Below are 23268 nucleotides of genomic sequence, written 5' to 3' on the forward strand. Positions count from 1 at the left end.
CTCTCCAGCCTGCCGGGTTCAGTGGTTGGCCCACGGCAGCGGTTGTTCGTTCAGGCCCCAGTACACGCTCTTCTGCTCCATGTACTGCAGGATGCCAAGCCGTCCCTTCTCGCGGCCCAGGCCGCTGTCGCGCCAGCCGCCGAACGGCGTCGCGATCGAGAACTGCTTGTAGGTGTTGATCCACACATTGCCCGCCTGCACGGCGCGTGCCACGCGCCAGGCGCGCTTGTAGTCGCGCGTCCAGATGCCCGCGGCAAGCGCATAGACGCTGTCGTTGGCCTGCGCGATCAGGTCATCCTCGTCGTCGAACGGGATCGCCACCAGCACCGGCCCGAAGATCTCTTCCTGGCAGATGCGGGCGTTGTTATCCAGCCCCTCGATGATGGTCGGCGTGTAGAAGTAGCCGTTGGGCAGGCCTGCAACATCGGGACGCAACCCGCCAGTGCGCAGCTGCCCGCCTTCGTCCACGCCCGCGGCGACGTATGACTCGATCGAATCGCGATGGCGGTCAGTGATGAGCGGCCCCATCTGGGTGTGCTCGTCGGCCGGATCGCCCACGCGCAGCTGCGCGGCGCCATGCGCCAGACGGTCCATGAAGGCCTCGTACTGCGAACGCGCCACGAACAGGCGCGAGCCGGCGATGCATGACTCGCCCGACGAGCTGAAGATGCCGTACAGCACGCCGTTGACCGCGTGGTCCAGGTCGGCATCATCGAACACCATGGTCGGCGACTTGCCGCCCAGTTCCAGCGACACCGGCATCATCTTGTCGGCGGCGATATGGGCGATATGCTTGCCGGTGGTGGTGCCGCCGGTGAACGACACGCGGCGCACCAGCGGATGCTTGGTGATGGCGTCGCCGATGACCGAACCCTTGCCCGGCAGCACGCTGACCAGGCCCTTGGGCACGCCGGCCTCTTCGCAGATGCGCGCCAGTTCCAGCGCCATCAGCGGCGTGACTTCGGCGGGCTTGACCACCACGGCGTTGCCGGCGGCAAGCGCCGGCGCCATCTTCTGCGCCTCGCTGGCGATCGGCGAGTTCCACGGCGTGATCGCCGCGACCACGCCCATCGGCTCGTACACGCTCATGGTCAGGCAGTCGCCGCGCTGCGGCGTGATGGTTTCTTCCAGCGTCTCGCAGGCGGCGGCAAAGAACTGGAAGGTGCCGGCGGCGCTGGCCACCAGGGCGCGCGTCTCGCTGATCGGCTTGCCGTTGTCCAGGCGCTGGCGCTGGGCCAGCTGCTCGCCCTGGGCGCGGATCAGCTCGGCCACGCGGTACAGCACGGCGGCGCGCTCATGCGGCTTGCGCTGGGCCCAGCCGCTGGTAAGGAAGGCCTGATGGGCGCCCTGCACCGCTTCTTCCACATCCGCCAGGCTGGCGGCGTTCAGTTCAGCCACCACCTCGCCGGTAGCCGGATAGCGCGTGCCGTAGCGGTCGCCGGTCCCCAGGCGCCATTCGCCCGCGATGCAGATGGGAAGTACTTCTTGCGTCTTCATTGTCGTTGCCTGCTAAGTCTGTGGGGCGTGGCTGCCGGGGCTAGATCGATACCGCGTGCGCGCGGTTGCCCAGTGCGCGCACCACGCTGAACACTGTCAGCGCGGAAGTCTTGGGATTGGCCGCGAGCGGCTTGCCGCGCATGGTCAGCTCGAAGCCGCCGAAGGCGCCGCGCGCTTCCACGTGGTGCACGTTCTCCACCGCATGCGGGTCGGCCAGCAGCTTGACCGAGGTGCGGTCCAGGCCGAGCCCTGCCAGCGACACCGTCGCGGCCACGTTGGCGTTCTTGGGATACAGGCGCGCCGCGTCGCGGGCCGTGCCCTCGAAGATCACGGTCGCCTCGGTCAGCGCATCCAGGTCGAAGAGCTGCTCGGCCGGCGTGCCGGCCCAGGCGCGAGCCGGCTTGCGGCCGGTGTAGATGACTTCGTCCAGCCCGCCGACACGCGCCGCGGCCAGCGCATCGATCGCGCCGATCGCACCCGACAACAGCTGCACCTGGGTGCCGCCGCGGCGCGCGGCCGCTTCCAGCCGCTCGGCCATGCCGGGCTCGGACAGCGCGCCCACCGACACCACCATGCACGGGATACCGCGTTCCAGCGCCGGCACGATGTGCTCTTCCAGCGCATGGTGGCCGGCGCACTCGACCAGCAGGTCGGGACGCTGGTCGTCCAGGTGCGTCGCCACGCGGGCCCCCGGCGCCAGCGCGGTGACCGCGTCGCGGGCCTCGTCCATCGTGTGCTCCGGCACGATCACCACGTCGAACACCACGTCGGGATCGCTCTTGAGCAATTCCATCACGCCGCGGCCGATCGCGCCGCAGCCAACCATGGACACATGCAGCATCTCCGGTCTCCCTCAGGCGGTGACAGTGGTTTGTTCGCGCGCCGGCTCTTCGTTGTCCTGGTTCACCGGGGGGCCGGCAAAGATGGTCTTGAAGGAACCGATCGACAGCATGTCGATCTCCAGCAGGAACGGGCCCGACTCGGCCGTGGCCGCTTCCAGCGCGGCGCCGACCTCGGCCAGGTTGCTCACGCGGGCATGGCGCAGCGACAGCGACTTGGCCAGCGTGGCGTAGTCCGGGGTATGCAGGTCCACGTAGTGGCGGCGGCCGCCGTACTGGGCGTCCTGGATGTTCTTGATCACGCCGTAGCCCTTGTCGTTCATCAGCACGATCACCATGTCGGCGCGTTCCTGCACCGCGGTGGCCAGTTCGCCCAGGTTCAGGATAAAGCCGCCGTCGCCGGCCAGCGTGAAGGTCTTCTTGCCCGAAGCGGTCGCCGCAGCACCGATCGCGGCGCCGATGCCCATCGCGAGGCCCTGGCCGATGCCGCCGCCCAGCGCATGCACGCCGGCACGCGAATCGAAGATGCGCAGATGGCGGTTGCCCCAGGTGCTGTTCGACACGGTCACGTCGCGCACCCAGTTGAAGCTGCGGCCGACCGCGCCCTGCAGCGCCTGCACCAGCGCCGAGTACGGGCCCAGGCCGTCGACCAGGCTGTTGACGGCGGTGTCGTGGGCGCGGCGCAGGTCGGCGGCGAAGGCCGGGTCGATCTGCATGCGCTTTTCAAGCCGATCCGCCAGGGCGTCCAGCGCCAGCGCGGCGTCGCCGCTGACGAAGTAGTCGCTCAGGTAGCAGCGGCCTTCGGCGGCGGGGTCGGCGTCGATGCGCAGCAGCGGGCGCGGCAGCTTCAGTTCGTACTTCAGGGTTTCATTGCCGCGCAGGCGCGAGCCCACCACCAGCATCGCGTCGCAGGTCTGGTAGAAGGCCTCGACCGGCTTATGCAGGTTGTAGGCGCCCAGCGAACGGGGATCGTCTTCCGGCACGATGCCGCGGCCTTGCGTGCTGGTGACCACGCCGAAGCCCAGGTCCAGCAGGCGCTGCACCTGCTTGCTGGCGTGGCGCGCACCGCCGCCCAGCCACAGCAGCGGGCGCTTGGCCTTGGCCAGGCGCTCGGCCAGCGCGTCCAGCGCATGCGCCGACGGCACGTGCTGCGGCACCGGCAGCGGCTGCAGGTCGGCCGGCATCTCGATCAGCGCGGCCTGGATGTCGATGGGGATCTCCACGCTGACCGGGCCGGTCGGCGCCGTCAGCGCGGTCTGCACCGCCAGCTTGATGGTGCTGATGGCGGTGTCGGCGCTGCGGATGCGGAAGGCGGCCTTGGACACGGCCTTGAGCATGGTGAGCTGGTCCGGGGCTTCGTGGATGTAGGCGAGGCTCTGGTCCAGGTAAGGCGTTTCGATCTGGCCGGTGATATGCAGCATCGGCGTACCGGCGGTCAGCGCTTCCACCATGGCGCCGGCGGCGTTGCCCGCGGCGGTGCCGGTGCTGGTCAGGCACACGCCCAGGCCGCCCGTGGTGCGGGCATAGGCATCGGCCATATTGGTGCCGCCCGCTTCGCCGCGCGCCGGCACGAAGCGGATCTTGCCGCGCTCGCCCATGGCGTCGAGGATCGGCATATTGTGGATCGAGATCACGCCGAAGGCAGCCTTGACGCCGCACTGCTCGAGAAACGCCGTGATGGCGCAGCCGACGGTGACCTGCTGTTGCTCGTACTGTTGTTGATTAGGCATGACGGGAGTGTCCTCCGGAGATATCGATATGGCTGCCCGTGGTGTACGAAGACAACGGCGAGGCAAGGAACAGGATGGCGCGGGCTGCCTCGACCGGCAGGCCCAGGCGGCCAAGGGGAATATGTTTCTGCTGGGCCAGGCGCGCGGTCCATGCGGCCCAGTCCAGGTGGCGGTCTGCTTCGGGGCGCGCCTCGAAGCGGCGGCGCCATTGGCCAGACTCAACTAGGCCGATCAGGATGCCGTTGACGCGGACGCCCTTGGGCGCAAACTCGGTGGCCATCGAGCGCACCAGGTTGAGCACGCCGGCGCGCGCGGCGGAGGTCGCCACCATATGCGGCTCCGGCTGCTGCGCCAGCAGCGAGTTGACGCAGACAATGGCGCCCTGGCCCGACTTCTCGAGCTGCGGCAGGAACGCGCGCGTCGGGTGGATCACGGAGAAGAACTTGAGCTGCAGTTCCTCCATCCAGGCCGCGTCTTCGGTGTTGGCGAAGGTGGAGACACGGCCCTGGCCGGCGTTGTTGACCAGCATGTCGACGTTGCCCAGCGTGGCCTGCACGGCAGCGGCGAAGGCGGCGACCTGTTCAGGCTTGAGCACGTCGCAGGTGGCGGCATAGAGCCGGCACCCGGGGAATTTCTCGCGCAGCTGCGCTTCGGCGCTGCGCAGGCGGTTCTCGTCGCGGCCGCACATGGCCACGGCGGCACCCGCTTCGAGCAGCAGCTCGACGGTCGCCAGCCCGATGCCGGAGGACCCGCCGGTGACGACGGCAACCTTGCCGCCGAGTTCAATCATGGACATTGTCCTCACTCCCGATACAGATTCACCACCTTGGCGCCGCTGCTGTGCAGCGACGGGCGGTAGTCGAGCAGGCGCGACAGCTCGCCCGCGGTATCCCTGACCATCTCCACCATCGCATCCAGTTGCGCCGGATCGATATGCGCGGCGGGGATGGTGGCGCCCAGCGCCGCCACCACCTTGCCGGTGCGGTCGCGCACGGGCGCGGCGATGGTGGAAATGCTGGCCTCGAAGAAGCCTTCCTGCAGCACGTAGCCGCGCTCGCGGTCGCGCTGGACGATCTCGTACAGCTCGTCGACGGTGCGCGGCGTGCTCTCGGAGAACACCGCAAGCTGCGTTTCCGGGTACAGCGCGCGCAACTCCGCCAGCGACAGGTCTTCCAGCAGCACGCGCCCCAGCACCGTGGCATGCGCGGGCAGGCGCGTGCCGACGTTGACCGAGCTGGCAAACGGCCGCGGCGACACCGCCTTGGCCACGTAGACGATCGAACGCCCGTCGCGCACCACCAGGTTGCTGGGGTAGCCGATCTCGTCGCGCAGCCGCTCCAGCAGCGGGCGGCCCAGCTCGGTCAGCTCCAGCGACGCCAGGTATTCAAACCCCAGGCGCAGCACGGCCATGCCCAGCCGGAAATCCCGGCCGCCATCGGCGCGCTCGACAAAGCCCAGCATTTCCAGCGTGGCCAGCAGGCGGAACACGGTCGAGCGCGGCACCTTCAGGCGGCGCGCCAGTTCCGCTGCCGACATGGTGCGGTCCTTGCTGCTGAACTCGCTCAGCAGGCGCAGGCCGCGCTCCAGGCCCGGGACGATGTACTTGTCCGGGGTTTCGTTGGCGGCGGGCGTGGCCGGGATGGGGTTGCTGCTCATGGTTTCGGTGGATGCGTGCTGACGGGCGTTCGCCGGCATCAGCGCTTGATCTTCGTCAGCGGATGCTCGGGCGGGTAGGTCGGCGTGATCGGCTTCTTCGCGCCCAGCATCACGCACATCAGCGCGTCTTCCTCGCCGATGTTGATTTCCTCGCGGTAGACGCCCGGCGGCACCGAGACCAGGTCGCGGTCGGTCAGGATGGTCTCGTAGCGCTCGCCGTCCTTTTCCAGGATCAGCTTGACCTTGCCGCGCAGGATGAAGAACACCTCTTCCACGTCGGTGTGGATATGCGACGGGCCTTCATGGCCGGCCGGGATGATCATGGTGGAGAAGGTGAAATGCTCGCTCGGCACGGTGTTGGTGTCGGCGGCCACGCCGGTGCCGCCGGTGCCCAGGTAGCGCATCTGCGCGCGGCGGTACTTGGGGTCGTAGTCGGCCTGGAACTTCAGCGCGTCCCAGTCGTACTTGCGCGTGGAGAAGCGCGCCACGCGGCTTTCCATCCACTGGTCGAACGAGGCGTCCTCCGGCTGGTCCCAGGAACGCTTGAGGTTTTGTGGTTGAGAAAGATCGCTCATTTGGATTCCTTCTGTTTTCAGTGGATCGGTTGGTTCAGTGCATGACAAAGCCGCCGTTGACCGCCAGCGTCTGGCCGGTCACGAAACGGGCGAGGTCGGACAGTGCAAACAGCACCGCGCCGCAAACATCGTCGGGCAGCTGCTCGCGCGTGATCGCGCGCTGCTCGCGGTACAGGTCGTGCCGGTGCTGCGGCACGTATTCGGTGGCTTCCACCAGCGTCAGGCCCGGGGCCACGGCGTTCACCGTGATCTGGTCCTTGCCCAGTTCACGCGCCAGCGACCGGGTCATGCCGATGATGGCGCTCTTGCTCGCCACATAGGCCAGCAGGTTGGGCGCGCCCCACAGCGGCGTGTCCGACGCCAGGTTGACGACGGCGCCGCGGCCGCTGGCGCGCAGCGCCGGCAGGCAGGCGGTGGTCATCAGCCAGGTGCCGCGCACGTTGACGTTCATCACGCGGTCCCAGGTGGCAATGTCGATGGCGGCGGCGTCACGGCCGCCGGAATCCGTCACGGCGGCGTTGTTGACCAGGCCGTCGAGCCCGCCCAGCGCCTTGACCGCGGCCTCGGCGCAAGCCTGCACCGAGGCCGGATCGGACAGGTCCAGCGTGACCGGCACCACCTTCAGGCCGCGGGCGCGCAGGGCGTCGGCTTCCTGCTGCAGGCGCTCGGCCAGGATGTCGGCCATGGCCACGGTGGCGCCGGCTTCGGCCAGCGCCTTGACGAAGGCCAGGCCCAGTCCGCGCGCGGCGCCGGTGACCAGCACCTTGCGCCCGGCCAGCAGCGTGTTGTTGGTGTTTGCCTCAGGCATGGCTGGCGGCTCCGGCGGGTTGCAGCATGGCGACGGGCTCGTCGGCCACTTCCTGCTCGGCGCGGCGCTTGAGCAGGCGGCGCACGCGGGTGATGCCGGCGTCGTGCTGGTACAGCATCTCGTGGTCGCGTGCGTTCGGGGCCATCATTTCCAGCACCACGCGGTCCTGCTCCAGCACGTCCCAGTGCAGCTGCTCCAGGCGGTTGCGGTACAGGAAGCGCCACACGTCGCGCTCCCAGCCCTGCACATGGCGGGTACGCCAGAAGAACACCATGCAGTGGTCTTCATCCACCGGCGTGGCCATGCCGACGATGCCGAACGGGCCGCCGGGGCCGACACTGGCGCGGTACGGGATCGCCAGGCGCAGCCACAGCGTGCCGGTTTCGCCAAATTCGACCCAGTCGAAATTGACGCCGCGCTGGCCGGTCTTCTCGAACACCAGGCCGTGCTCGGTCTCGCGCACCTGCATCACGGCGGACTTCTCGCCGCTGGCCATCGAGTGCGACACCGCATGCAGGTAGGCGCCGTGCATCGGGTCCATCACGTTGTCGATGGCGTAGCGGTAGTTGCAGTCCCAGTGCGCCACGCACAGGAAGTTGCTGTGTTCTTCGCTGACCAGTTCTTCCGGCAGGCGCAGTTCATCGGGGCTGCCCTCGCCTTGCGGGGCCTGGTCGCCGAACCACAGGAAGATGGCGCCGGCCTTCTCCTGCACCGGGTAGCTGCGCACGCAGGTGCGGCCTTCCAGCGGGCAGCTTTCCACCGCCGGCACGCTCTTGACCTGGCCGTCGCCGCCGACCTCGACGCCGTGGTACCAGCAGGCAACGCGGTCGCCCAGGTTCCAGCCCATCGACAGGCGCGCGCCGCGGTGCGGGCAGCGGTCTTCCAGGGCGTGGACCTGGCCTTCGCCATCGCGCCACAGCACGATGTTCTGGCTCAGGCGGGTGATGCCGATCGGGGCATGGGACACCGCCCACGAGGCGGCGACCGGGTACCAGTAGTTGCGCAGGCCGGTGTTCAGGCGGGCTTCGGTGCGGGCTTGCTTGTTCGATTCCATGGTTTTCTCGCTTCGAGGCTGGACTTGGACTGGGGCGGGCTCAGGCACCCAGCCGGCGCATTTCGGACAGGAAGCGCTCTTCGGTCCAGGGCTGGCCGTCCACGCCCAGGAAACCGGCGTCATTGAAGGCGCGCACGATGTCCTGCGGGTTCTGCGCGCCGCCTTCGAACGCGGCTTCGAGGGCATCGCCCAGCGCGTTCTCATAGGCGCTCGGCGCGGCGGCGCGGGTCTGCCAGACGATGTTGGCGACCTTGCCGGGTTGCTCGATATGGCCCTTGCCTGCCACGTTGTTCGGCGCCGGACGCTCCCAGGGCACCAGGTTCGGGTTGTACGAGAGGCTTTCCATTGCGCTTTGCTCCATGTCTTGCAGCGGGGGACCGTGTTCCGCGTGCCTCGCCGACCGGTCTTGCGATCGCCTGGCTACGTTTTACTAATGAAACACTGGTTTAGATATTGAACACAGGTACGACTATAGACAACGCGGCCGCAAAAATTGACTGGGGTTAACCCGCGATCGGCACTACGAAATCTGGAACGGGTGGCGCAAGCTGCGCGCCACCGCTCGGGATGCGGCGGCAGGCGCCGCCGCGGTGGCTTCAGGTGGCGTCGTCCAGCACCGAGCGGATCAGCCGCGCGGTGGCGGCGGCCTGGTCGATATAGCAGGCGTGGCCGGCATCGGGGATCAGCGAGAACAGCAGGCCGAAGCGTTCGGCCAGCGTGCCGCAGGCTGGCGGCGTGGTGACGACATCGCGGCTGCCGCAGGCGATCCGCGTGGGCAAGGCAGTGGGGCGCCGCGCCAGGTAGGCGTGGATGTCGTCGCCGCACAGCATCGCCACCGCCTGGCGGTAGCCGTCCGGGTTCAGCCGCTGCATGTTCCAGCGCACCCATGCCTGGGCGCCGGGGTCGGCTTCCTCGCTCAGCAGCCGGGCCGGGCCGCGTTGCGCCAGGCCATCGACGCCCAGGGATTCCAGCGCCTCCAGCCGCTGCCGCGCCACCTCCCTTGCCTGCGCTTCCCTGCCCGCGCCGCCGTAGCCTTGCGCCACGCTGAGCAACAGCAGGCGCGCGGGCAGCTGGCGCGCGTTGGCGACATAGGCTGCCGCCATCAGCGCGCCCAGCGAATGCCCGACGATCAGCGCCGGCTGCACGCCCAGTGCCTGCAGCAGCCCGTCCAGCCGCTGCGCGTAGTCCGACGCCAGCGGCCGCGCCTGCGGCAGCGGCGACGAATCGCCATAGCCCGGCGCATCCCAGGCGATCACCCGCGCGTGAGCGGCCAGCAGGCTCGCGCACGGCAGCCACGACGCCGCCCCGGAACTGATGCCGTGCAGCAGCACGACCGCCGGGCCCGTGCTCCCGCCGCCGCGGTAGGCCACGCGCTCGCCGTCCGCGCCCACCTGCACCACGCGCTGGGCAAACCCGCTGTCGAGGGCTTCCAGCAACTGCCGGTCTGGCTCGGCTGGAATGTGGGGCTGATTTTGTTCCATATATAAAACTTAGGTTTGAGAATAAAACTTTTAAAGCATAGGCGTGTCGGGGTCCAGCCGGGATGAGGGTTAACGATAGAAAGATCGGAAACCTCCGCGCAGAGCCGGCGTTAGCCCTCGCGGCGTCGCCTCACTAGGGATAACCCTCCTCACATCTTGTGGAAACTCGCAGCTATATTTTGCTTGACGTTTCTTATGTTGTTTGATGTTTCATATATAAAACACAAAAGAGACCGAAACAGCATCCGCCGCCGCCATCCGCAGTGGCAGCGGACTACAAGACGACAAAACGGAAAACGGAAGGAAACTGGTAGATGAAACTTGCACGAATCGCCGCAGGCCTGGCCGCGGCTTTCCCCCTGCTGGCCTCGGCACAATCCTCGGTCACCCTGTACGGGGTCATCGACACGGGCGTCGAGTATGTGAGCAATGTCGGCGCCAACGGCGACGGCCTGGTGCGCATGCCCAACCTGACCGCGACCGTGCCCTCGCGCTGGGGCATCCGCGGCACCGAAGACCTTGGCGGCGGCCTGAAAAGCATCTTCGTGCTGGAGTCGGGCTTCTCGCCGGATTCGGGCACCTCCAACCAGGGCGGCCGCCTGTTCGGGCGCCAGGCGCTGGTCGGGCTGAGCAACCAGTACGGGCAGCTGTCGTTCGGCCGCCAGTACACCATGCTGTTCTGGGCCACGCTCGACAGCGATGTCCTGGGGCCCAACGTGTACGGCTCGGGCTCGCTCGACAGCTACCTGCCCAATACGCGCGCCGACAACGCGGTGTCGTACAAGGCCAACTTCAGCGGTTTCGTGGTGGGCGCCACCTACAGCTTCGGGCGCGATGCGGTCAACGCCGGCCCCAGCCCCTCGGGCACCAACTGCGCCGGCGAGAACGCCACCGACAAGAAGGCGTGCCGCCAGTGGTCGGCCATGCTCGGCTACGACAACAAGACCTGGGGCGTCACCGCCGCGTATGACTCGCAGCGCGGCGGCCCGGGCGCCTTCGGCGGCCTGACCAACAGCAACCTGACCGACGACCGCCTGTCGCTGGGCGGCTACATGCTGTTCCAGCGCACCAAGATCGGCGCCGGCTGGATCCGCCGCGACAACGAGGGCAGCCCCACGCCGATCAGCGACCTGTACTACGCCGGCGCGTCCTACGACATCACCCCCGCGGTCAACCTGGCCGGCCAGGTCTACTTCCTGAACTACCACGGCAGCGACAACCAGGCCATGCTGTATACGCTGCGCGCGATGTACAGCTTCAGCAAGCGCACCTCGGTGTACGCCACCGCCGGCTTCATCAACAACGGCGGCCAGCTGGCCATGTCGGTCAGCGGCGGCTCGCCTGGCTCGAACCCGCGCCCGGGCGAGAACCAGTGGGGCTCGATGATCGGCATCAAGCACGTTTTCTGATTTCCTCCGCGCCCCCCGGCGGTACCGTCCGGCGCAGGCAAGGCGCCGGACGCCAACACAGCCATTGGCCCCGGCCCGTCCGGGCGCCACGTCTTACAGAGGTCTGAACATCATGAAGTCCGTACGCCGCAAAGTACTCGCCACGCTGGCCGCCGCGACCGCCCTGGTCGCTGCCACCGGCGGCACCGCCCTGGCCCAGGGTGCGTACCCGAACAAGCCCATCACCATCGTTGTCGCCTACCCGGCCGGCGGCGACGTCGACGTGCTGGCGCGCCTGTTCGCGGAAAAGCTCGCCCCGCGCCTGAAGCAGTCGGTGGTGGTGGAAAACCGCACCGGCGCCGCCGGCACCATCGGCAGCGCCTACGTGGCGCGCGCCAACCCGGACGGCTACACCCTGCTGCTGGCCCCCAACACCGTCGCCCTCGCGCCGCTGGTGCTCAAGGCCGGCACCGGCGCCAGCTATGACGTGCAGCACGACCTCACTCCCATCAGCCAGATCGGCACGCAGTCGCTGTTCGTGGTCGTCAACAAGGGCAGCGGCATCACCAAGGTCAGCGAGCTGGTGGCGCGCGCCAAGGCCGGCAAGGTGGAAACCTATGCCACGCCCGGCAATGGCTCGCCGATGCACATCATGGGTGAGCTGTTCAACAAGTCCGCCGGCATCAAGATCAGCCAGGTGCCCTACCGCGGCCTGGCGCCCGCCATCGTCGACGTGATCGGCGGGCAGGTGCCGGTGACCTACATCACCTACGGCGCGATCTCGCAGTACGTCGGCAACGGCAGCCTGGTGCCGCTGGCGGTTGCGGACCAGAAGCGCTCGCCGTTCGCGCCCAACGTGCCGACGCTGGCCGAGCTGGGCTACAAGGATGTGGAGATCGGCGCCTGGCAGGCCCTGCTCGGGCCCAAGGGCATGCCGGCCGACCTGGTGCGCACGCTCAACACGCACGTCAACGAGATCCTGAAGATGCCCGACGTGGTGGCGCGCATGGCCACCATCGCGGTCACGCCGGCGGGCGGCGAGCCGGCGGTGCTGTCGAAGCTGATCGCCGCCGACACCGCCCGCTACACCAAGGTGGTCAAGGAGTTCGGCATCCAGGCGGACTAGCCTGAGACCGGACCGCCAGGCGTCCCCGCCGCATGCGGGACGCCTGGCTTTCAGCGCAGCAAACCGTACGCGCCAGGTGTAAGAATTACCCGCGGCGCGGCGACGCCCGTGCCACCGCCGCCATCGTTGCAAAGTGGCCCGGAAGTTGCTGGGTAGCGCGCATGGACCTGTCATTCGACTGGCGCGAAGCCCTCCTCCTGACCCTGTCCCCGCTCGAGATCGTCGCGCGCGGCACGTTGATGTACTGGGTGCTGTTCCTGCTGTTCCGCTTCGTGGTCCGGCGCGACATCGGCTCGCTGGGCATCGCCGACCTGCTGCTGGTGGTGATCGTCGCCGACGCCGCGCAGAACGGCATGGCAGGCAACGGCGAGAGCGTCGCCGATGCCGTGCTGCTGGTGGTCACGCTGATCGCCTGGAACCGGCTGATCGACCTGCTGGCCTACCACTCCCCCGCTTTCCAGCGCTTTGCCGAACCCAGGAAGGTGCTGCTGGTGCGCAACGGCACCAAGCTGCGCGAGAACATGCGGCGCGAATCCATCACCGACGAAGAGCTCGAAGCCAAGTACCGGCAGGAGGGCCTGGAATCGATCGACGAGGTCAAGGCGCTGTACCTGGAGTCTGACGGCAAGGTCAGCGTGGTCAAGAAGAAGTAGGCGCCTGGCCGGCGCATGGCACCGGCCGGCCGAGGCAGCCCTTGCTGCCTTACCTGAGGTCGGCGAACCTGCGCCCTTGCGCCGCCAGCTCCTCCAGCAGTGGCGCCGGCGTGAAGTCCGCGCCATACAGCGCCTCATAGCGCCGCATCGCCGCCAGCACCTTGTCCAGCCCGATGGTGTCGGCATGGAACATCGGGCCGCCGCGATACACCGGCCAGCCGTAGCCGTTCACCCAGATCACGTCGATGTCCGAGGCGCGGATCGCCTTGCCTTCCTGCAGGATCTTCGCGCCTTCGTTGATCATCGGATAGATGCAGCGCTCCAGGATCTCCCGCTCCGACACCACGCGGCTGTTCCTGCCCTGTTTCGCGGCGAAGTCGCGAATGACCTGCTCGACCACCGGCGACGGCTTCGCGTTGCGCTGTTCGTCGTAGTCGTAGTAGCCGGCGCCGGCCTTCTGTCCGCGGCGGTCCATCTCGCACAGCACCTCGCGCAGCGTCGAGCCGCTGGACTTCTCGCGCACCCAGCCAAGGTCAAGCCCGGCGAGATCGCTCATGGCGAAGGGCCCCATCGGAAAGCCGAAGTCGTACAGCACGCGGTCCACGTCCCACGGCAGCGCCCCGTCCAGCACCAGCTTCTGGGCCTCGCGCTGGCGCTGGGCCAGCATGCGGTTGCCGACAAAACCCGGGCACACCCCGACCAGCGCCGCGACCTTGCCGATCTTGCGCGCGAGTTCCATCGCGGTGCGGATCACCGGCTTTGCGGTCTTGTCGCCGCGCACCACTTCCAGCAGCTTCATCACGTTGGCGGGCGAGAAGAAATGCAGGCCGATGACCGCCTCCGGGCGCGAGGTCGCGGCCGCGATCACGTTCACGTCCAGCGCCGAGGTATTGGTGGCAAGGATGGCGCCCGGTTTGGCGATCCGGTCCAGCTTGCCGAACAGGTCCTGCTTGACCTCCATGTTCTCGAACACCGCTTCGATGATCAGGTCGGCATCGGCCAGCTGCTGCAGGTCCAGCGTGGGAGTCAGCAGCGCCATGCGCGCCTCGACATCGGCCGCGCTGAGCCGGCCCTTGCGCGCGGTGTTGTCGTAGTTGGCCCGGATCGTCTTCAGGCCGCGGTCGAGCGCCTGCTGCGAAGTCTCGACGATGGTCACCGGGTAGCCGGCGTTGAGGAAATTCATGGCGATGCCGCCGCCCATGGTGCCCGCGCCGACGATGCCGATGCGCCTGACCGCAAGCGCGGGCGTGTCGGCTCCCACATCGGGCACGTTCCATACCTGGCGCGAGGCAAAGAAGTAGTAGCGCTGTGCCGCCGACTGCGTGCCGTTGAGCAGTTCGGTGAACAGCTCGCGCTCGCGCTTCAGGCCGGCTTCGAACGGCAGCTCCACCGCCGCCTCGATGCAGCGGATATTGAACTCGGGCGCATCGAAGCCGCGAAAGCGCCGCGCATTGGCCTTGCGGAAGGCAGCGAACAGCTCCGGCTTGCCGCGCGCGGCCGCCACCTTGTCATCGGATTCGCGCACCTTGCGCAGGGGCCGCTGCTCGGCCACCACCTTGCGCGCGAACGCCACCGCGTCGGCACGCAACGAGGCGTCGTCGGTCAGCAGGTCGACCAGGCCCATCTCCGCCGCGGCGCTGGCCGCCACGTGCGTGCCCGAGGTGACCATCTCCAGCGCCTGTTCCGGGCCCACGATACGCGGCAGCCGCTGGGTGCCGCCCGCCCCCGGCAGCAGGCCAAGATTGACTTCCGGCAGCCCGCACTTTGCCGAGCGCGTGGCAATGCGGTAATGGCACACCAGCGCCAGCTCCAGCCCGCCGCCGAGCGCGGTGCCGTGGATGGCGGCCACCACCGGCTTGGGTGCGTCCTCGATCATGGCCTGCACCTGCGCCAGCGACGGGCCCGCCGGCGGCTTGCCAAACTCGGTGATGTCCGCGCCCGCGACAAAGGTCTTGCCGGCGCAGAGCAGCACCACGGCCTTGACGGCATCGTCGGCGAGCGCGCGCGCCATGCCGTCGCGGATGCCGCTGCGCACGGCGGCGGACAGTGCATTGACAGGGGGCGAGTCGAGGGTCAGGACGGCGATGTCGGCGTCCACCGCGAGGTCGGTCACGGCGTTGATGGCGGTCATGGATCGGTTCTCCTGGATTGAATCGGTGTGGGGTGCCGGTGCAGGCCCGGCGGAGGCTCAAGCGCCGCCCTGCGCCGGCGCGGGTCGACAATGCGCAGGGCCAGCACGAAGGCGGCGCACTTGACCAGGATGGCGAGCGCGAACACCACCCAGAAGCGCACGCCCTGGGCCAGCAGGCCGCCGCAGACCGGGCCGATGGCCATCATCGCGAAAGTGGCGGTATCGGACACCGCCAGCAGCATGGGCCGGTCCTTGCGGCTGCCGAACTCCATCACCAGGTTGTCCGCGGAGATGAAGAAGCCGCCAAAGGCGGCGCCCAGCCCGCAGAAGGCAAGCAGGAAGCCGGGCAGCGTGGTGCCGCACAGCAGCAGCAGCGTTGCCGCCACCCACAGCGCGATGCTGGCCAGGAACACCAGCCGGTAGCCGTGGCGGTCGGCGATGCGGCCCCAGGCCAGGCTGCTGGTGGTCTGCGCCAGCAGGTAGGCCAGGCTCATGTAGCCCAGCACCGCGCCGGACAGGTCGATATGGGTGCCGGCATAGATCGCATAGAACGGCATCGCCATCATGCCGAACGCCACCAGCGCGCGCGCCACGAAGAAACGCACGAAATCGCGGTCCGCGCGCAGCAGCGCCGGCACCTCGGCCAGGCGGCGCAGGAAGCCCGCCGGCAGGCGCACGTCGTGCAGGGTCGGCTCGCGCATCTGCGTGAGCGCTGAAATGCCGATGCTGGTCAGCACGAAGGCCGCCAGGAAAGTGGCGGCATAGCCGTTGCCCAGCACCTGGTTGCCCACCAGGTAGCGCCCGCCCAGCCACGCCACCGCGGCCGCGGTGAGCCCGCCGCAGAAGTTGCGCAGCGCGGTCAGCCGGCCGCGGCGCGCCAGCGGGATGATCTTGGAGGTCAGGTAGTTGAAGCTGACGTTCTGCACGCCGTTGAGCAGCCCGAACAGCAGCAGGAAGATGCCCGCCGCGACCAGCGCCGCCTCGCCCGACAGCCACAGCGCCGACAGCGCCAGCCCCAGGATCTGCGCACGCACCAGCCAGCCCACCAGGTAGATCAGCGGCATTACGCGCGGGCGGTGCTCGATCAGCGTGGCGCCCCAGATCGACGACGCGGCCATGCCCGCATATTGCGCGGACAGCACGATGCCGACGGTCAGCTTGGAGCCGGACAGCAGGTACAGGTAGGCCGGCACGAAGGTGGGCGCGGTCACCAGCCTGAACCCGGTCATGCCCAGCATGCCGTGCGCCAGGTACGCGCGGGCGTTGCGCGGCAGGTGCTGGTCGACATGCCTGAGATAGCACCGCTCAGCCTGTTCATGCGCGCTCAGGTCAGGTCCCTCATCGGGGCCGGCTACCCGCTCGGGGGTCCGCGTGCATGTCATGCGCCGTGACCTATGCCGCCTGAATCCCCCTGGCGCACGCGGTCCGGCGCACCGGCACCGGGATACGAAACGGTTCGCTGGTCGAGCGAAGGCATGACGACGGGCACGGCTTGGTCTCCCTATGGCACCGGTCTGCGTTGGCAACTTGCCTGTCCGGCATCTCACGCAACCGGTGCATCCCCGCTTTTTCGTGATAGCGGTATGTTTTGAACGGATGCTACCACAGGAAACGCCCCCAACGCCTGACCTCCCTTTCACCGGGTGATTACGTCGAATTACCCCTTCATTTCTGGGATATTTCGTGCTGCAGCGCAACCTCGGATTTGAACTATGGCCTGCGATGCGTGCACTTTGCAGCTCTGGCCGCAGCGCCCGCCACATCCATTTTAGGTAATTGAGTATTGACGCTACCAGATGCGACTTGTATAACGGGATACGCCGCCTGGCCGACCAGCCAGGTGCGGGCGACCTCACCGGCAGCGCGCCAGAGAAAGAGGCGTCCAGCGACAGGCACCCGAGAACAAGGAGACACGCGTGGACGAGTTGGAGACCTTCCGGCAGCAGGCGCGCGCCTGGCTGGAGCAGAACTGTCCGGCCGAGATGCGGCAGCCGGTGCGCAACGAAGACGACATCTGCTGGGGCGGGCGCAGGTTCCGCTTCCAGTCCGAGGCCCAGCGCCAGTGGCTTGGCCGCATGGCCGACAAGGGCTGGACCGTGCCCGAATGGCCCACGGAATACGGCGGCGCCGGCCTGCCGCGCGAGCAGGCCAAGGTGCTGCGCGAGGAAATGGCCCGGCTCGGCTGCCGCGTGCCGCTGCAGAGCTTCGGCATCTCCATGCTTGGCCCCGCCCTGCTCAGGTACGGCACCGAGGCCCAGAAGCGCGAGCACCTGCCCCGCATCGCCCGCGGCGAGATCCGCTGGTGCCAGGGCTACTCCGAGCCCAACGCCGGCTCCGACCTGGCCGCGCTGCAGACCCGCGCCGAGGACCGCGGCGATCATTTCCTGGTCAACGGCCAGAAGGTGTGGACGTCCTATGCCGACCAGGCCGACTGGATCTTCTGCCTGGTGCGCACCGATGCCGCGGCGCAAAAGCACACCGGCATCAGCTTCCTGCTGTTCGACATGGAAACGCCGGGCGTGACGACCCGGCCCATCCCGCTGATCTCCGGCAAATCCCCATTCTGCGAGACCTTCTTCGACGACGTCGCGGTGCCCCGCGCACAACTGGTCGGCGAGCTCAACCGCGGCTGGGAGATTGCCAAGTACCTGCTCACCCATGAGCGCGAGATGATCAGCGCCATCGGCAGCCGCGGCATGCGGCAGCCGCTTGGCGCGCACGCTGCCAAGGCCATCGGGCTGGACGCCGCCGGCCGGCTTGACGAGCCGATGCTGCGCGCGCACATCGCGCAGTTCGAGATCGACGAGGCCGCCTTTGCCGCGGCCGGCGAGCGCGTGCGCGACCTGGCCCGCCAGGGCGAGGGCATCGCGGCGTTCTCGTCGGTGCTCAAGTACTACGGTGCGGAACTGAACAAGCGCCGCCACGAGCTGCTGATGTCGATCGGCGGCAGCGGCGCGCTGGAGTGGGAAAGCGAGCGCAGCCAGCAGGGCGCGCTGGCACGCGCGTGGCTGCGCAGCAAGGCGAACTCGATCGAGGGCGGCACCAGCGAGGTCCAGCTCAATATCGTCGCCAAGCGCCTGCTCGGCCTGCCGGGCGCCTGAGCCCGGCACCGCGCGCTCTCCCCCGCTGCCACGTACCCAGACACGAGTCCGCCCATGCCCATCATACTGAACCAGACGCAGGAAATGCTGCGCGACAGCGCCCTGACCTTCCTGCGCGAATCCGCCCCGATCTCCGCGCTGCGCACGCTGCGCGATACCCGCGACGAGACCGGCTTCTCCCGCTCCTTGTGGCAGCAATTTGCCGAACTCGGCTTCGCCGGCGTGCTGGTGCCCGAGCAATATGGCGGCAGCGGCCTGGGCGTGGTGGAGGCCGGCATCATCATGGAAGCGATCGGGCGCACGCTGGCGCCCTCGCCGTTCCTGTCCACCGCCGTGCTGGGCGCGGCGCTGCTCACCCACTACGGCAGCGATGCGCAGCGCACGGCGATGCTGCCCGCCATAACCGCCGGCCAGCACCTGACCGCGCTGGCACTGGAAGAGAGCGCCAGGCACCGGCCCATGCGCCATGCCCTGCGCGCAAGCGCCGACGGCGACGGCTTCCGCCTCGACGGCGACAAGGTCTTTGTCGTCGATGGCCACGTCGCCGACACCCTGATCGTGGCGGCGCGCACCGCCGGCGCGCCCGACGACCGCGACGGCATCACGCTCTTCCTGGTTCCTGCCGGCAGCGCCGGCCTCTCGATCGAGCGTACGGTCATGGCCGACGCCACCAATGCGGCGCGCGTGACCCTGCGCGAGGTGCGGCTGCCGGGCGCCGCTGTGCTGGGCACCCCCGGCAATGGCGCCGCCATGCTGGAGCGCGTGCTCGACGTTGGCCGCGCCGTGCTGGCGTCCGAACTGCTCGGCATCGCCGACGAAACCTTCGAGCGCACACTTGCCTACCTGAAGGAGCGCCGCCAGTTCGGCCGCATCATCGGCGAGTACCAGGCGCTGCAGCACCGCGCCGCGCACCTGTTCACCGAGATCGAGATCACCCGTGCCGCCGTGCTGCAGTGCCAGCAGCGGCTCGATGCCGGCACGGACGACGCCGCCGGCCTGGTCTGCGTTGCCAAGGCGCGCGCTGGCACCAGCGCGACCCTGGCCGTGCAGGAGGGCGTGCAGATGCATGGCGGCATCGGCATGACCGACGCACTGGAGATCGGCTTCTTCATGAAGCGGGCACGCACGGCCCAGGAACTGCTTGGCGATGCCAACGCCCAGTTGCAGCGCTGGGCCACGCTGCGCGGCTACTAGCCAGCGCGCGCGCTGGCGCAGGCAACGTGCAGCCGGGCCCGGCGTGCGCGTGCCGGCGCGCGTCCCGCACACCGCCGCGGGGCCATGGAAAACCACTAGCCTTTCCGCGCGGCAATCGGGTTGTTTTCGTTTCGAACGATCAGTATGCTGGGATCACGGCCTCGCAAGACCACCCGCAACGGTGTTTCACCACCGGTGAAATAGCAAAAACCACTCCCACCCAGCAGCAGAATCCTGTGCTGGCGGATGCAAAGGGATCGGGAGACAGGAGACGACATGCACCAAGCATCATGCAGATTCGTGTTGCCGGTATCCTCCGTTTCGGCCAGCCGCGCCAACGCGGCGCTGCGAGGGCTGCGATGAGCGCCTACGTGCTGCGCCGGCTGCTGGCGCTGGTCCCCACGCTCTTGTTCGCCAGCCTGATCGTCTTCACCATCGTGCGCATGGTGCCCGGCGATGTGGTCGACCTGATGCTGAGCCAGAACGACATCAGCGCCGATACCCGTACCCGCGAAGACCTGGTCCGCGCCCTCGGCATGGACCGCCCGATGTGGCAGCAGTATGTGCACTGGGTCGGCGGCATCGTGCTGCGCGGCGACCTGGGCCAGTCCCTGTGGCAGGGCGAGCCGGTGCTGTCGATGGTGACCGCGCGCATTCCCGCCACCTTCTCGCTGGGCGTGATCGCGCTGGTGGTGGCGCTGTCGGTGGCGCTGCCGATCGGCGTGCTGTCTGCCATCCGCCAGGACAGCGCCGCCGACTACATCGCGCGCTCGTTCTCCATCCTGATGCTGGCCATCCCCAGCTTCTGGCTCGGCACCATGGTGATGGTGTTCCCCTCGGTCTGGTGGGGCTGGTCGCCCGAGGCCCGCTACGTGCCCTTCCATGAAGACCCGGTGCAGCATGTGCGCAACATGCTGATCCCCGCCATCGTGCTGGGCATGGCGCTGTCCGCCATCACCATGCGCATGACCCGCACCATGATGCTCGAGGTGCTGCGCCAGGACTATATCCGCACCGCCTGGGCCAAGGGCCTGAGCGAGCGCCTGGTGGTGCTGCGCCACGCCCTGCGCAACGCGCTGATCCCGGTGGTGACGCTGATCGGACTGCAGGCGCCGCTGCTGATCGGCGGCGCGGTCATCATCGAGCAGATCTTCGCGCTGCCCGGCATGGGCCTGCTGCTGCTCGACGCCGTGCACCAGCGCGACTATCCGGTCATCACCGGCGTGTTCCTGGTGGTGGGCGTCGCGGTGATGCTGATCAACCTGCTCGTCGACCTGAGCTACGGGCTGTTCGATCCCAAAGTGAGGCACCGCTGATGGCCAAACCCGCCCTGCACCCCAATCCCGCCGCCCCCGCTGCTGTTGCCGCGCCGGCCCGGCGCGCCGTGCCCGGCCGCGGGCTGCTCGGCCGGCTGTTCCGCGACAAGCCGCTGGGCGCCGCCGGCGCCGTCATCTGCGCCATCTTCCTGTTCTGCGGCGTGTTTGCCGAGCTGCTGGCGCCGTACGGCATGAACGAGATCAACATGCTGCAACGGCTGCAGGCGCCCTCCTGGGCGCATCCGTTCGGCACCGACAACCTTGGCCGCGACATGCTGTCGCGCTGCCTGTACGGCGCGCAGCTGTCGGTGGTGATCGGCCTGAGCGCGGCCACGCTCGCCACGGCGATCTCGGTGCTGCTCGGCATCCTGACCGGCTACCTCGGCGGCAAGCTGGACCTGATCGTTCAGCGCATGGTCGATGCCTGGATGAGCTTCCCGGACCTGGTGATCCTGATCGTGGTGGTCTCGGTGCTGGGCCCGGGCAGCTGGCAGATCGTCTGCACGCTGGGGCTGCTGCTTGGCATCGGCGGCTCGCGCATCGTGCGCAGCGCGGTGGTCTCGGTGCGCGAGAACATGTATGTCCACGCCGCGCAATCGATGGGCGCGTCAACCACGCGCATCCTGTGGCGCCATATCCTGCCCAATGTCCTGCCCCCGGTGATCGTGCTGTTCACCACCCGGGTCGGCACGGCAATCCTCGCGGAATCCGGCCTGTCCTTCCTGGGCCTGGGCGTGCCGCCGCCCGCGCCCACGTGGGGCGGCATGCTGTCAGGCGACGGCCGCACCTTCATGTTCCAGGGCCCCTGGCTGGCGCTGGCGCCGGGCATCTGCCTCACCATCGTGGTCTACGCGATCAATATCTACGGCGACGCCCTGCGCGACCTGCTGGACCCACGCATGCGCGGCACGCGCTAGCGCCCGCCCGAATAGCAATCCCCGCCGCGCTGGCGCGCGGGGCACGGATTTCCCGCGCGGCCATGCCGCCGGGCCAACGGCAGTCGACCACGGAGGGCTTCGGTTTGAACACACAGGCATCCTCGATGTTGGCGGGCGTGGTGCTCGCCTTGTGCGCAGCCACGGCGGGCGCGCAGAGCGACGCGCCCAAGTACGGCGGCACGCTGGAGATCGGCTCGGTCTACCCGACCATCTCGGCCCTGTCATGGGACCTCGCCGACTGGAACTGGAAGCAGAACTACGACACCGGCCAGGTCTACGAGCAGCTGTTCGTGGCCGACCTGTCCAAGTCCAGGCGCCTCGGCGGCAAGTACAGTTTCCAGGCCGACGCGTGGCTGCCCGAGGACGCCATCCGCGGCGAACTGGCCGAAAGCTGGAAATGGCTCGATCCGCAGACGCTGGAAGTCAGGCTGCGCAAGGGTGTCAGGTTCCCGGCCAAGCCCGGCGTGATGGAAGAGCGCGAACTGGTGGCGGACGACGTGGTCTTCAGCTACACGCGCCAGGCCGAAAGCGCGAAGAAGATCCCCACCTATTTCGACCACCTGGCCAAGGTGGAAGCGAAGGACAAGCATACGGTGCTGTTCCGCTTCAGCAAGTACAACGCCGAGTGGGACTACCGCTTCGGCTGGGGCTACTACTCCGGCATCATGCCGAAGGAGGTGGCCAGCGCCGGCGCCGGCAACTGGAAGCACGTCAATGGCAGCGGCCCGTTCCAGCTGACCCAGTTCGTGCAGGGCAATGCCAGCACCTATACGCGCAACGCCTTGTACTGGGATACCGAGAAGGTGGGCGGCAAGGATTTCAAGCTGCCTTTCGTCGACAAGATGGTGCTGCGCACAATCAAGGACGAAGCCACGCGCAACACCATGCTGCGCACGGGCAAGCTCGACGTCATGGAAGGCATACGCTGGACCTCGGTGGAGGAGCTGAAGAAGAGCGCGCCGCAGCTGCAATGGTCGCGCTGGCTGTCCTTCACCGGGCAGTACCTGGCCATGCGCGTTGACACCAAGCCTTTCAACGATATCCGCGTGCGCCGCGCGCTCAACATGGCGGTCAACAAGCAGGAGATCGTCAAGCAGTACTACGGCGGCAACGCGGAACTGTTCGCCTATCCGCAGCACCCGGACTATGTGGGCTACTTCGAGCCGCTCAGCGCCATGCCGGAGAACGTGAAGGAGCTCTTCACCTACAACCCCGACAAGGCCCGCAAGCTGCTGGCCGAGGCCGGCTACCCCAAGGGCTTCAAGTTCAAGGTGCAGGTGTGCGCATGCGCCCCGGACCATATGGAGCTGCTGCCGCTGATCGCCGCGTACCTGGAACAGGTCAATGTGCGCATCGAAATCCAGCCGATGGAGTACGGCGCGTTCCTGTCCGCGATGACGACCCGGACCAATGCGCCCGGCTACATGATGGCCAACGGCCATACCAATCCCACCACCACGATCCGCAAGAGCTTCGTGCCGGGACAGGTATGGAACGCCGCGCAGTGGGGCAACGACGCGTACACGAAGCGGGTGGAAGCCGCCTTCGAGCTGCGCGACCTCGGCAAGCGGCAGGAAGCGCTGCGCGGGCTCACGCGCGATATCCTGGCCGAAGCGCCCTATATCTGGCTGCCCACGCCCTACATGTACACCGCCTGGTGGCCGTGGGTGCGCAACTACGGCGGCGAGCTGCGCGCGGGCGCGGTGCGGCCCGGGCCGATCTATGCACGCATGTGGATCGACCAGGACATGAAGAAGAAGCTTGGCTTCTGAGCCGCCCGA

At 68.2% G+C, this 23268-nt stretch carries 20 protein-coding genes; 8 read left to right on the forward strand and 12 right to left on the reverse strand.

The genetic code is table 11. The features are described 5' to 3' along the window. Positions 1-18: 18 nt before the first annotated feature. The 10 genes from AC3WVS_RS28100 to AC3WVS_RS28145 form a co-directional block, all read right to left on the reverse strand. Positions 19-1497 carry an aldehyde dehydrogenase gene (locus AC3WVS_RS28100; protein ID WP_492321251.1) on the reverse strand — a complete coding sequence of 493 codons (1479 nt, stop codon included), beginning with the start codon at positions 1495-1497 and terminating at the stop codon, positions 19-21. Between the two features lie 40 nt (positions 1498-1537). Further along, complete coding sequence (locus tag AC3WVS_RS28105; RefSeq protein ID WP_035825062.1) at positions 1538-2338, reverse strand: aspartate dehydrogenase; 801 nt, start codon at positions 2336-2338, stop codon at positions 1538-1540. Positions 2339-2350: 12 nt separating this feature from the next. Continuing rightward, the gene (locus tag AC3WVS_RS28110) at positions 2351-4066 is read right to left on the reverse strand and encodes a thiamine pyrophosphate-binding protein (protein WP_492321252.1); all 1716 of its coding nucleotides are present in this window, start codon (positions 4064-4066) and stop codon (positions 2351-2353) included. After that, a complete protein-coding gene (locus AC3WVS_RS28115) occupies positions 4059-4862 on the reverse strand; it encodes an SDR family oxidoreductase (RefSeq protein ID WP_492321253.1) in 804 nt (267 codons plus the stop codon). The genes AC3WVS_RS28110 and AC3WVS_RS28115 overlap by 8 nt, the downstream gene beginning before the upstream one ends. A 5-nt stretch (positions 4863-4867) precedes the next feature. Further along, positions 4868-5722, reverse strand: a complete 855-nt coding sequence (locus tag AC3WVS_RS28120; protein ID WP_492321254.1) for an IclR family transcriptional regulator — start codon at positions 5720-5722, stop codon at positions 4868-4870. A gap of 38 nt (positions 5723-5760) precedes the next feature. Then, complete coding sequence (locus tag AC3WVS_RS28125) at positions 5761-6297, reverse strand: cupin domain-containing protein (RefSeq protein WP_492321255.1); 537 nt, start codon at positions 6295-6297, stop codon at positions 5761-5763. 34 nt (positions 6298-6331) lie between these two features. Beyond that, the gene (locus AC3WVS_RS28130; RefSeq protein ID WP_492321256.1) at positions 6332-7105 is read right to left on the reverse strand and encodes an SDR family oxidoreductase; all 774 of its coding nucleotides are present in this window, start codon (positions 7103-7105) and stop codon (positions 6332-6334) included. Continuing rightward, positions 7098-8159, reverse strand: coding sequence for an aromatic ring-hydroxylating dioxygenase subunit alpha (locus tag AC3WVS_RS28135; protein WP_011616776.1), 1062 nt, complete (start codon positions 8157-8159; stop codon positions 7098-7100). The genes AC3WVS_RS28130 and AC3WVS_RS28135 overlap by 8 nt, the downstream gene beginning before the upstream one ends. Before the next feature lie 40 nt (positions 8160-8199). Then, positions 8200-8505, reverse strand: a complete 306-nt coding sequence (locus tag AC3WVS_RS28140; RefSeq protein ID WP_492321257.1) for a recombinase-like helix-turn-helix domain-containing protein — start codon at positions 8503-8505, stop codon at positions 8200-8202. Positions 8506-8755: 250 nt separating this feature from the next. After that, complete coding sequence (locus AC3WVS_RS28145) at positions 8756-9640, reverse strand: alpha/beta fold hydrolase (RefSeq protein WP_492321258.1); 885 nt, start codon at positions 9638-9640, stop codon at positions 8756-8758. 314 nt (positions 9641-9954) lie between these two features. On the opposite strand from AC3WVS_RS28145, the gene AC3WVS_RS28150 reads away from it, so the two are divergent. From AC3WVS_RS28150 to AC3WVS_RS28160, 3 genes are all read left to right on the forward strand, one after another. Continuing rightward, entirely contained in the window at positions 9955-11049 is a 1095-nt protein-coding gene (locus tag AC3WVS_RS28150; RefSeq protein WP_010811691.1) for a porin, read from the forward strand. A gap of 112 nt (positions 11050-11161) precedes the next feature. Beyond that, entirely contained in the window at positions 11162-12154 is a 993-nt protein-coding gene (locus AC3WVS_RS28155; RefSeq protein WP_492321259.1) for a Bug family tripartite tricarboxylate transporter substrate binding protein, read from the forward strand. Positions 12155-12315: 161 nt separating this feature from the next. Next, positions 12316-12807 carry a DUF421 domain-containing protein gene (locus AC3WVS_RS28160; RefSeq protein ID WP_492321260.1) on the forward strand — a complete coding sequence of 164 codons (492 nt, stop codon included), beginning with the start codon at positions 12316-12318 and terminating at the stop codon, positions 12805-12807. Positions 12808-12856: 49 nt separating this feature from the next. Here AC3WVS_RS28160 and AC3WVS_RS28165 read toward each other — a convergent pair whose 3' ends face one another. Further along, positions 12857-14938: a 3-hydroxyacyl-CoA dehydrogenase NAD-binding domain-containing protein gene (locus AC3WVS_RS28165; RefSeq protein ID WP_492321261.1), complete on the reverse strand. Its 2082-nt coding sequence runs from the start codon at positions 14936-14938 to the stop codon at positions 12857-12859. After that, on the reverse strand, positions 14935-16320 hold the full coding sequence (locus tag AC3WVS_RS28170; RefSeq protein WP_492321262.1) for an MFS transporter: 1386 nt from the start codon (positions 16318-16320) through the stop codon (positions 14935-14937). Before AC3WVS_RS28170 ends, AC3WVS_RS28165 begins: the two co-directional genes overlap by 4 nt. Positions 16321-16854: 534 nt before the next feature. Here AC3WVS_RS28170 and AC3WVS_RS28175 point away from each other — a divergent pair. The 5 genes from AC3WVS_RS28175 to AC3WVS_RS28195 all read left to right on the forward strand — a co-directional run bounded on the left by AC3WVS_RS28175 (position 16855) and on the right by AC3WVS_RS28195 (position 23259). Next, positions 16855-18039: an acyl-CoA dehydrogenase family protein gene (locus tag AC3WVS_RS28175; RefSeq protein WP_492321263.1), complete on the forward strand. Its 1185-nt coding sequence runs from the start codon at positions 16855-16857 to the stop codon at positions 18037-18039. Positions 18040-18093: 54 nt separating this feature from the next. Continuing rightward, the gene (locus AC3WVS_RS28180) at positions 18094-19233 is read left to right on the forward strand and encodes an acyl-CoA dehydrogenase family protein (protein WP_492321264.1); all 1140 of its coding nucleotides are present in this window, start codon (positions 18094-18096) and stop codon (positions 19231-19233) included. Between the two features lie 359 nt (positions 19234-19592). Then, positions 19593-20549 carry an ABC transporter permease gene (locus AC3WVS_RS28185; RefSeq protein WP_035825039.1) on the forward strand — a complete coding sequence of 319 codons (957 nt, stop codon included), beginning with the start codon at positions 19593-19595 and terminating at the stop codon, positions 20547-20549. Further along, a complete protein-coding gene (locus tag AC3WVS_RS28190; RefSeq protein WP_492321265.1) occupies positions 20549-21466 on the forward strand; it encodes an ABC transporter permease in 918 nt (305 codons plus the stop codon). The genes AC3WVS_RS28185 and AC3WVS_RS28190 overlap by 1 nt, the downstream gene beginning before the upstream one ends. Positions 21467-21591: 125 nt before the next feature. Next, complete coding sequence (locus AC3WVS_RS28195) at positions 21592-23259, forward strand: ABC transporter substrate-binding protein (protein WP_492321288.1); 1668 nt, start codon at positions 21592-21594, stop codon at positions 23257-23259. Positions 23260-23268: the final 9 nt, after the last annotated feature.

The organism is Cupriavidus sp. CPT47-8839-RL05A, from assembly GCF_058792255.1.

Bases quoted from the DNA above. Each gene is read 5' to 3' on its own strand.
- AC3WVS_RS28130 (WP_492321256.1), bottom strand. From the start codon at position 7,105: ATGCCTGAGGCAAACACCAACAACACGCTGCTGGCCGGGCGCAAGGTG.
- AC3WVS_RS28190 (WP_492321265.1), top strand. From the start codon at position 20,549: ATGGCCAAACCCGCCCTGCACCCCAATCCCGCCGCCCCCGCTGCTGTT.
- AC3WVS_RS28195 (WP_492321288.1), top strand. From the start codon at position 21,592: ATGTTGGCGGGCGTGGTGCTCGCCTTGTGCGCAGCCACGGCGGGCGCG.
- AC3WVS_RS28120 (WP_492321254.1), bottom strand. From the start codon at position 5,722: ATGAGCAGCAACCCCATCCCGGCCACGCCCGCCGCCAACGAAACCCCG.
- AC3WVS_RS28180 (WP_492321264.1), top strand. From the start codon at position 18,094: ATGCCCATCATACTGAACCAGACGCAGGAAATGCTGCGCGACAGCGCC.
- AC3WVS_RS28105 (WP_035825062.1), bottom strand. From the start codon at position 2,338: ATGCTGCATGTGTCCATGGTTGGCTGCGGCGCGATCGGCCGCGGCGTG.
- AC3WVS_RS28100 (WP_492321251.1), bottom strand. From the start codon at position 1,497: ATGAAGACGCAAGAAGTACTTCCCATCTGCATCGCGGGCGAATGGCGC.
- AC3WVS_RS28125 (WP_492321255.1), bottom strand. From the start codon at position 6,297: ATGAGCGATCTTTCTCAACCACAAAACCTCAAGCGTTCCTGGGACCAG.
- AC3WVS_RS28155 (WP_492321259.1), top strand. From the start codon at position 11,162: ATGAAGTCCGTACGCCGCAAAGTACTCGCCACGCTGGCCGCCGCGACC.
- AC3WVS_RS28150 (WP_010811691.1), top strand. From the start codon at position 9,955: ATGAAACTTGCACGAATCGCCGCAGGCCTGGCCGCGGCTTTCCCCCTG.
- AC3WVS_RS28115 (WP_492321253.1), bottom strand. From the start codon at position 4,862: ATGTCCATGATTGAACTCGGCGGCAAGGTTGCCGTCGTCACCGGCGGG.
- AC3WVS_RS28135 (WP_011616776.1), bottom strand. From the start codon at position 8,159: ATGGAATCGAACAAGCAAGCCCGCACCGAAGCCCGCCTGAACACCGGC.
- AC3WVS_RS28140 (WP_492321257.1), bottom strand. From the start codon at position 8,505: ATGGAAAGCCTCTCGTACAACCCGAACCTGGTGCCCTGGGAGCGTCCG.
- AC3WVS_RS28185 (WP_035825039.1), top strand. From the start codon at position 19,593: ATGAGCGCCTACGTGCTGCGCCGGCTGCTGGCGCTGGTCCCCACGCTC.
- AC3WVS_RS28145 (WP_492321258.1), bottom strand. From the start codon at position 9,640: ATGGAACAAAATCAGCCCCACATTCCAGCCGAGCCAGACCGGCAGTTG.
- AC3WVS_RS28170 (WP_492321262.1), bottom strand. From the start codon at position 16,320: ATGACATGCACGCGGACCCCCGAGCGGGTAGCCGGCCCCGATGAGGGA.
- AC3WVS_RS28110 (WP_492321252.1), bottom strand. From the start codon at position 4,066: ATGCCTAATCAACAACAGTACGAGCAACAGCAGGTCACCGTCGGCTGC.
- AC3WVS_RS28160 (WP_492321260.1), top strand. From the start codon at position 12,316: ATGGACCTGTCATTCGACTGGCGCGAAGCCCTCCTCCTGACCCTGTCC.
- AC3WVS_RS28165 (WP_492321261.1), bottom strand. From the start codon at position 14,938: ATGACCGCCATCAACGCCGTGACCGACCTCGCGGTGGACGCCGACATC.